Origin of the sequence: Ilumatobacter nonamiensis YM16-303, assembly GCF_000350145.1 — a bacterium.
In the GTDB taxonomy this organism is placed as follows: Bacteria; Actinomycetota; Acidimicrobiia; order Acidimicrobiales; family Ilumatobacteraceae; genus Ilumatobacter_A; species Ilumatobacter_A nonamiensis.
In genome coordinates, this window is the sequence record NZ_BAOL01000061.1 from 1 (window position 1) to 8,961 (window position 8,961).

Below are 8,961 nucleotides of genomic sequence, written 5' to 3' on the forward strand. Positions count from 1 at the left end.
TCGTGAACAGTTCGCGCACGGAGCGCGGGAACTGATCACGAGAACGGGTCAGGTGGTTTCGTGGAAGGCGACGCCGATCGTGCCGCGTCCGCCGTGGGTGCCGATGACGGGGCCGATCTCGCCGACGAGGATCTCGCCGTCGTAGTGCGGGGCGAGCATCTCGACGAACACGTCGACATCGGAGCAATCCGCATGGAGCACCGCGAGGTTCTCGACACGGCCGTCGTAGCTCTTGAACCGTTCGACCAGGTGGGCCAGCGCCTTGGAGCGCGTGCGTTGTTTGCCGGCCTCGGCGACGACACCACCGGTCACGTCGATGATCGGCTTGATCGACAACGCGGTCGCCAGGAACGCCTTGGCGCCGCCGATCCGACCGCCCTTCTTCAAGTTGTCGAGCGTGTCGAGCGCCGCGAACACCCGGGTGCGATCGGACAGATCGACGGCGAGTGCTTCGACGTCGTCGATCGATCCACCGTCGGCGGCCGCACGCGCACACGCCAGGGCGATCGTGCCGATGCCCATCGACACGGTGCGCGAGTCGACGATGCGGACATCGAGGTCGATGCCGTCGTCCTCGACGATCGAGCGCTTGGCGAGCTCGGCGGACTGGATCGTGGCCGACAGCGCACCCGACAGCGAGACCACGACGATGCCGGTCGCACCCTCGGCGGCGAGCTTGCGGTACACGGTCTCGAACTGTCCCGGCGCCGGCGCGGCGGTCTCGGGAAGCGTCGACATGTTGACGCAGCGGGTCCAGAACTCGGCCACGGTCAACTCGTCACGGTCGACGAACTCCTCGTCTCCGAACCGGATCGTCAGCGGAACGATCTCGATACCTGATTCGGTGGCGACCTCGGCGGGAAGGTCGCAGGCGCTGTCGGTGACGATTCGTACGGTGCTCACGGGTCGGACAGGTTACTCGTCGTCGGGATCGGTGGTGGCGGTGTCCGCCGGGTCGGCATCGTCGTTCTCCGGCTGATTCGCGGCGCGCCGCCGAGCGCGCCAGTGGGAGAACCACCAGGTGGCGAGGATCAGGAGGAAGCCGCCGGTCAGGACGCCACCGAGTCCGGTGAGCGCAGTGAAGCGTGACGTGAGCGTGACCGGTTCCGTGAGCGGGTCGAGCGACGGGGTGAGGATCTCGACGGTGACCGGCGAGGTGCCGTTCGAGCGGGCGGAAACCGGCACGTTCACGACGGTCACGTCGTCCGGGGCGAGGGTGACCGTGATGTCGCCGTCGGGGAAGTCGAGGCGGGGCGACGTGACGCGGACGACGACGTCGACGGGTTCCGACAACTCGTTGCCGACGCGCACGTTGATCTCTCCGTCGCGCCCGGTGAGGGTGAACGTGAACGGCTCCGGAGGGACGACTCCGTCGCGAATCTCCTCCGCCTCGGCGACCAACTGGTCGAGTTCGTCGTACACCGTCGCGTCGTCGACGGCTGTGGACACGAAGCTGTCGAGAAGTTGCGCCCACTCGGCGGGCCGCGGATCGCCGGCGGGCAGCATCGAGGCGACGTCCAGGAGTTCGTCGCCGACCTCACCGATCCGCAGCAGGCGTTGTTCGAGCGAAGGTCCGGCCACGTCGGGCAGCTGTGGGTTCGTGTCGGTCTCGACCGTCGCGGTCGCCGACGTCAGGTCGCTCGCCGTGCTGAAGCGAACGGCGTCGGTCGTCGTCGCGAACTGTTCCAGCGCACGGACCAACGTCGGGTCGAACGGGCCGAGGTCGGGCGTGGCGATGAGGTGACTGCGCGCATCTCGGCGTTCGTCCTCCGGGGCGGCGTACTGCCCGAGGCGGAGCTCGGCGATCGTCTCGACCGACCATTCGGTCGTGGTCATCGCGGCCGTGATCTCCGTGGTCGCATCCGGGGTGAACTCCGCGCCGAGTTCCTCGTCGAGCACGAGGACCGGGATCTGGCCACCGTCGGGAAGCGGAAGCTCGATGAAGCGATCGATCGCAGGGATCTCGTCGTCGGCCGCGCCGGCGATCGTACTGCGGTAGACGTCCGGCGGCATCGCCAGATAGCGGACGCCGAGGTCGCGGAGCGTTTGCGCCGCGGGACCGCTCAGCTCGGTGGTGGTCGACCAGATGTCGCGGCTCGGGGTGACACCGAGTTCGTCGACGATTTCCTCCTCGCCGACGCGGAGCTGTCGGATGAATGCATCGACGCGCCCGACCCCGACCGCGGATGACACGTCGAACGGAGTGGCCGGCTCGGCCAGCATGACGTCGTCGGACAGGAAGGTGGGATCCGATGGGTCGACGGCACCCGACTCGACCGCAGCGGTCGCGACCGATGGAGGGATCGCCATCGTGAGACCGGCGTCGAGCACCGTCGCATCGTCGACGAGTCCGGCAAACACCTCGACCGCGTCGTCGTAGTCGGCAGGTGAGCCGGTCGGCCCGGGGTCGTCGGTCGCACCGAACAGCGACAGGTCGATCGTCGGTGGAGTGTCGGAGCTGCCCGATCGTCGCTCGACGACGGTGCCGTGACGGGCCACGACCTGTTCGCCCGCGCTGAGTTGCACGACGATGGGATGGATTCCGTCCTCGTTGAACTCGAGGCGTTCCGAGACGCTGATGTCGGTGTCGGTCAGCACCGACAGGTCGAGCACGGCCTCGGTCGGCGAGATGACCTCGATCGACGAGCGGATCGGGATCTCGACGCCGTCGATCACCTCGGTCAGGCTGCCGAAACGCGGGTCACTGCCGACCAGTCCGATCAACTCGTCCGGCTCGTCGATCGGTGCGAAGTTGATCACCTGTGCCGTCAACGCGATCGGCTCCGGTTCGGGCTCGACGGGTTCTTCAGGACCCTCGGGAGCGGGGGTGTCCGGAGTCGTGGTCGTGGTCGTCGTGGTCGTGGTGGTGGTCGGCGGGGCGAGTTCGGCAACCGCGTCGAGGTCGCCCACCACTCGGTAGCTGAGGTCGATCGTTCCGTTCGGAGTGAGATCGAAGCTCTGGTCGATCAACTCCATGACGATCGACCCGGTCTCGGCCGGGACGGCATCGGGTGCCGGTTCCTCCTGCGCGGTGACCGTCGCGGTCATGATCGCGGTCACGCCCAACGTTCCGACCAGGCCGAGCGTGACGCCGAGTGTCCGGTTCATGCCGTCCGATCTCATGCCGGTCGGCGGTGTTCGAGCACGACGAGTTCCTCGTCCAACACCTCGAACCCAGCTGCGTCGTACAGCCGGAGTGCGCGGGCGTTGTCGACTCCCGTATTGACCAACGCCCGGTCGACTCCTCGCCGCGTCAGCCACGACAACGCATCGTGCACGAGACGGCCGCCGACGCCCATCCCCCATGCGTCGGGGTGCACAGCGAGCCGCTGGATGTAGCCGGTCGGCCCCGCGTGGCCGCTGATCTGGAACCCGACCGGTCGACGCGTCCCGTCGCGGGAGTCGAGTGCGAGGCGACGGGTCGAACTCGGTGTGGCGTTCGCGATCTCGCCCAGTGAGCGTGCGTCGTTGCGCCATCCCGCGGCGAACGCCGCCTGGTCGATCTCGGCCAGCGACGGCATCTCGCGTCGTCGCACGCGACGGATCTTGATGGTGGCGGTCTCGTCGTTCGTTCGCGGCGGCGAGGGCTCGGTGGTCGTCAGCGTTCGCTCGAGCAGTGCGAGACGATCGACGACCTCGAAGCCGACCCGGAGGAACGGTTCCGCGGCCCGCGGAGACAGCGCTCCGGTACGAACGGCACGACGAGGCGCGCTGTTCTCGTCGGGGCGCGCGTCGTACGCCTCGGCGAGCCATCGGTCGACCTGGTCGACGGTCGGAATCATCGCGACGTCGAGCATCACCAGGTGACCGATCGAGGCGTCGAGTGGCCAGGCGCGGATCCGGGCCCGGGCCGAGGGGAAGGCGATCGCCTGACGCACGTCGCAGACGCTAACCGTTCGACCCCGTCGCGAACCCGGCGCCCGGTGGTGATCCTCGACCGCGCGACGCCATCGGCACCACGGCTTCGGTCCTGTCGCGACGCGAGCCAATACGCTGATGAGGTGATCCCCGACCGTTTTGCTCCCGTCCTGCGTGAGCTCGAGCCACTTGCCGCCCGCTTCCGAACTGCGGGTCATCGGCTCTACCTGGTCGGCGGCAGCGTGCGGGACCTGCTCGTGTCGAGCGACCGCCCGGTGAACGACCTCGACCTGACGACCGACGCCCGCCCGCCCGAGATCAAGGCATGTCTCGAGGGCTGGGCCGACGCTCTCTGGACGCAGGGTGAGCGGTTCGGGACGATCGGCGCCCACAAGCACGGGGCCGACGGTGGATCCCCGCGGGTCTACGAGATCACGACGTTCCGGGCGGAGGCCTACACCGACGAGTCGCGCAAGCCTCACGTCGAGTTCGCCGACGAGATCGACGCCGACCTGTCGCGACGCGACTTCACGGTCAACGCGATGGCGCTGGAACTGACCGGCGACGGCAGTGCGCCTCAGCTCGTCGATCCGTTCGACGGCATGAACGACCTGGTGAACCAGGTCCTGCGGACGCCGCTCGGCCCGGACGTCAGCTTCAGCGACGACCCGCTGCGGATGCTGCGCGCCGCGCGGTTCATCGCCGGCTATCGGTTGGAACCCACCGAGCAGTTGGTCGCAGCGGTGAAGGAGATGGCACCGCGCCTCGAGATCGTGTCGGCCGAGCGCGTCCGAGACGAGCTCGACAAGTTGATCGTGGTCGACCACCCGGCCGACGGTCTGTGGTTCCTCGTCGAGACCGGCCTGGCCGATCAGTTCCTTCCGGAATTGCCGAACATGCGGCTGGAGCATGATCCGATCCATCGACACAAGGACGTGCTGACCCACTCGATCGCCGTCGTCGAGAACGTCCGTCCACCGGCCGAGCATCCGGCGATCGTGTCCGGCGACACGCCGTCGTTCGACTTCCGCCTCACCCGACTCGCGGCCCTGTTCCACGATGTCGGCAAACCGCGCACGCGCGGTTATCAGAAGGGCAAGGGCACCACCTTCCATCACCACGACGCGGTCGGCGCACGGATGACCAAGAAGCGCATGTCGGCGTTGCGGTACTCGAACGACGACATCCGCGATGTCTCGGAACTCGTCGCGCTCCATCTGCGGTTCCACACCTATTCCATGGGTTGGTCCGACTCGGCCGTGCGGCGGTACGTCCGTGATGCGGGGCCGCTGCTGCGCGAGCTGAACGTTCTCACCCGTTGCGACTGCACGACGCGCAACGCGAAGAAGGCGGCTCGGCTGTCGCGCCGGATGGACGAACTGGAAGCACGCATCGACGAGCTGGCCGAAGCCGAGGAACTCGCCGCACTCCGGCCCGAACTCGACGGCAACTCGGTGATCGCGCACCTCGGCGTCGAGCCCGGTCGGATCGTCGGGGAAGCGATGTCGTTCCTGATGGAGATCCGGCTCGAGGAGGGTCTGATCGGCGACGCGGAGATCCGTCGGCGCCTCGACGAATGGTACGCGTCCCGCGGGATCGACCAGGCGTCGTCCGCGGCACCAGCACGATCTAACGTCACCCCATGAGCGCGGGCACGATCACCCTCCTCGTCAGCACGGCTGCCGCGGTGATCGTGGTGGCCGTCCTGTGCATGGTGTTGGTGCAACGGCTCCGGCAGCAGTCGAGCCAACTCGATGCATCTCGAGATCGGTTCAGCAAGCTGTTGGAGCACTTCCCGGATGCCGTGTTGGGGACCGATGGCGACGGGGTGGTGGTGGCGGCGAACCCGCGGTCCGCAGCGATCACCAGACGATCTGTCGAGGATCTCGTCGGGCGTTCCTTCTTCGACCTGATCACCGCAGAGTCTCACGAGGCAGTGCACGAGCAGTGCCGTCGAATGGCGGAGAGCGACAGGCCCGCCGTCACGACGGTGATCGATCTGATCGATCGCGACGGCGTCGGGCGACCGGTCGAGTTCTCGCTGCTCGCGGTGGGTGACGAACAGATTCCGGATCACGACGGGCTTTCCGAGATCGTGGTGCTGCTGCGTGACGTGAGTGATCGTGAGGCGACGTCGGAGGCGCTCGACCAGGCTCGGCGTTGGTTCCAGCGGGCGTTCCATTCGGCGCCGACGGGAATGGCACTGGTGCGGATGGACGACGACCGGATCGTGGACGTGAACCAGTCGCTTGCCGATCTGCTCGACCATTCACGGCGCTATCTCCTCGGTCGATCGATGCGCGAACTCACCCACATCGACGACCTCCGAACGGTGACGGCCGAGCGGGCTCGCCTCGAGCTCGGCCTCGAGGACAGCTATCGGACCGAGCAGCGGTATCTCCGCCGCGACGGTGATTTCGTCTGGACGAAGACCCAGGTCGCGGTGATCGAGGAAGACGGGGTCTCGCTCGCGATCACCCACGTCGAGGACATCACCGAACAGCGCGGGATCGCCGAGCAGCTGTCGCACGCGGCGACGCACGACTCGCTGACCGAGCTCCCGAACCGCGGGTCGATCGTCGCACGCCTCGACGAGTTGCTGATGAGTGCCGACGTCGACGAGGTCGCCGTGCTGTTCATCGACCTCGACAACTTCAAGATGATCAACGACAGCCTCGGGCACGGCATCGGCGACGAAGTGCTGCGTCAGGTCGCACGCCGGTTCCGGTCGGAGATGCGGGTCGGTGATCAGCTCGCGCGTTTCGGTGGTGACGAGTTCGTCGTCTTCGTCGACGGGACGACGCGCCACGCCGACGAGACGGGCGAGATCCGTCTCGGCCCACTCGAGCCGGAGCGTGTCGCGGATCGGCTCCAGCGATCGATCGCCGACGCGATCGAGATCGACGGCCACGAGGTGATCGTGACCGCCTCGATCGGGTTCGCGACGAACTCGACCCCTGGCGTGTCGGCGGCGGAGATGTTGCGCGCCGCCGACGCAGCGATGTACCGCGCGAAGGGTGAGGGCCGAGATCGCATCGCCCGGTTCACCGACGAGGTGCTCGCGCAATCCGACCGCTACCTGCAGACGACGAACGACCTCCGACGCGCGCTCGCCCGCGACGAACTGGTGCCGTACTTCCAGCCGATCGTCGAGTTGGCCACCGGCGACACGACCAAGTTCGAGGTGTTGGTGCGGTGGGAGCATCCCGAACGGGGTCTGCTCGGTCCCGAAGACTTCGTGCCGAACGCGGAGATGACCGGGCTGATGATCGAGCTGGGCGCACACATCCTGCGCGACGCGCTCGCGCAGTTGGCGAGCTGGCGGGCGCACGATCATCCGTGGGGCAAGGCCTCGCTCTCGGTGAACCTGTCGACCCAGCAGCTGGCCGACCCCAACTTCGCGGTCGTCGTGCAGGAGGCGCTCGGGAGCAACGGCATCGAGCCCTCCGCGCTCTGGTTCGAGATCACCGAGACCACCCTGCTCAGCGATGTCACCGCGGCGACGCGCGCGCTCCGGAAGCTGCGCGGCCTCGGCGTCCATCTCTCCGTCGACGACTTCGGCACCGGGTACTCGTCGCTGACCTATCTGAAGAAGTTCCCGGTCGAGGCGATCAAGATCGACCGCTCCTTCGTCGACGGAATCGGGATCGACGGCGACGACTCCTCGATCGTCGAAGGCGTGATCCGGCTCGGCCACTCGCTCGGGCTCCAGGTGATCGCCGAAGGTGTCGAGACGCCGCTCCAGCTCGAACTGTTGCGCTCGATGGGTGCCGACGCCGGTCAGGGTTACCTGTTCGGTCGCCCGGTTCCCGTCGGCCAACTCGAGCTCGACCAATCCACCTGACGGCGCTCTCGCTCGCCTCTCCACCCGAGGCTCGTCCTCGTCCTCGTGCGCTGACCGTTCGGCCGGCTCTTCTCGTCGCGTTTCCGTTCGAACGGCGGGCCGAAGCGCGACGGGAACCGAGCTCGACGCGCGTCGGCGGGTGTCAGCTGCCTTCTTTTCGCGCGCGGAGGACCAACGTCGTCGGGATCGGGTGCGTGGGGGACACGCCGAGTTCCTTCACCTGATCGACGCGGAAGTTCGAGCGGCTCAGTGCCGTGAACCAGTCGCCGATCGTGCGTGCGCCGCTTCCGTAGGGGTGCTCCGGTGAGACCTCGTTGAAGGGGTGCGGGATCGAGATCACGAACGGCATCGAGGGAATGAGGATGCGGTGCACTTGTCGGAGCAGACGTCCGAGGTCCTCGACGTCGAGGATCGTGTGTGCGGCCACGACGACCTCGCAGGTCGCCGACGAGATGTCGCCCAGGTCGGCGAGGTCGGCTTCGAGGCACTGGACGGTGACCTCGCCGGTGTCCGCGCGTTGGCGCATCTCGGCGATCTTGTCCGGATCGGGGTCGACCGCGATCGCCTTGGCGCCGGCCTGGGCGAACTCGATCGCGTTGTACCACTCGGACACGCCGAGTTCGACGGCGCGCTTGGCCCCGCTGACGTCGCCACAGAGCCGGAGCTCGGCGTCGCCCGGGATTCCGGATCCATAGGTGATGTTCGCAGTCACGGCCACCATTGTGACCGCTGCGCACCGACGTTTCGGGGACACGCTCCATGCGGGGTCGCACTACGCTGCGCCACCATGGCTTTCTCGGTCGGTGCGCTTCGCGGCCCGGACGGTTCGCGCGGAATCGTCGATCACCGACTCGCGCGCCGGATGCTGATCAACGAGGTCCGCAAAGGGCGGGTCCCGTTGGACACCGTGTGCGACGCCCACCCGGAGTTGATCCGAGCCGCGGGCAATGTCGGGACGGAGACCTCGTCGCTGTGTCCGATCTGTGAGCAGGTCAATCTCCGGTTGGTCACGTACGTGTTCGGGCACGGGATCGGCCCACAGGGACGGTGCGTGTCGACGGCCAAGGAGATGCGCACGCTCAACGCCCGACCCGACGATCTGAACGCGTACGTGGTCGAAGCGTGCACGGAGTGCCGCTGGCATCACCTGCTGCGGATCCTCCCCGTCGGTGGCCGCCGCAGCTGACCACCGTGCCACCCTCCCCACTTCAGCGTCCTCGTGAACAGTTCCTGCGCTCCGTGCGCGAACTGTTCACGAG

7 protein-coding genes are annotated in these 8,961 nt (G+C 67.5%); 3 read left to right on the plus strand and 4 right to left on the minus strand.

The genetic code is table 11. From position 1 onward, the window contains the following. Positions 1 to 48: 48 nt before the first annotated feature. Genes ON45_RS07155 through ON45_RS21215 form a run of 3 tightly spaced genes read right to left on the minus strand, consistent with a single transcriptional unit; the run spans position 49 to position 3,878 of the window. Positions 49 to 903 (minus strand): DegV family protein, encoded by an 855-nt coding sequence (locus tag ON45_RS07155; RefSeq protein WP_040492961.1) that lies wholly within the window; start codon positions 901 to 903, stop codon positions 49 to 51. 12 nt (positions 904 to 915) lie between these two features. Then, on the minus strand, positions 916 to 3,108 hold the full coding sequence (locus ON45_RS07160; protein ID WP_083914553.1) for a DUF6049 family protein: 2,193 nt from the start codon (positions 3,106 to 3,108) through the stop codon (positions 916 to 918). Between the two features lie 11 nt (positions 3,109 to 3,119). Continuing rightward, complete coding sequence (locus tag ON45_RS21215; RefSeq protein WP_051062658.1) at positions 3,120 to 3,878, minus strand: GNAT family N-acetyltransferase; 759 nt, start codon at positions 3,876 to 3,878, stop codon at positions 3,120 to 3,122. Positions 3,879 to 4,001: 123 nt separating this feature from the next. Here ON45_RS21215 and ON45_RS07170 point away from each other — a divergent pair, with 123 nt between their 5' ends. Then, positions 4,002 to 5,504, plus strand: coding sequence for a CCA tRNA nucleotidyltransferase (locus tag ON45_RS07170; RefSeq protein WP_051062662.1), 1,503 nt, complete (start codon positions 4,002 to 4,004; stop codon positions 5,502 to 5,504). Then, positions 5,501 to 7,702, plus strand: a complete 2,202-nt coding sequence (locus ON45_RS07175) for a putative bifunctional diguanylate cyclase/phosphodiesterase (RefSeq protein ID WP_051062659.1) — start codon at positions 5,501 to 5,503, stop codon at positions 7,700 to 7,702. The genes ON45_RS07170 and ON45_RS07175 overlap by 4 nt, the downstream gene beginning before the upstream one ends. A gap of 142 nt (positions 7,703 to 7,844) precedes the next feature. Here ON45_RS07175 and ON45_RS07180 read toward each other — a convergent pair whose 3' ends face one another. Continuing rightward, positions 7,845 to 8,414 (minus strand): class I SAM-dependent methyltransferase, encoded by a 570-nt coding sequence (locus ON45_RS07180; protein ID WP_158412262.1) that lies wholly within the window; start codon positions 8,412 to 8,414, stop codon positions 7,845 to 7,847. 75 nt (positions 8,415 to 8,489) lie between these two features. On the opposite strand from ON45_RS07180, the gene ON45_RS07185 reads away from it, so the two are divergent. After that, positions 8,490 to 8,888, plus strand: coding sequence for a DUF5318 family protein (locus ON45_RS07185; protein WP_051062660.1), 399 nt, complete (start codon positions 8,490 to 8,492; stop codon positions 8,886 to 8,888). The last annotated feature ends 73 nt before the right edge of the window (positions 8,889 to 8,961 follow it).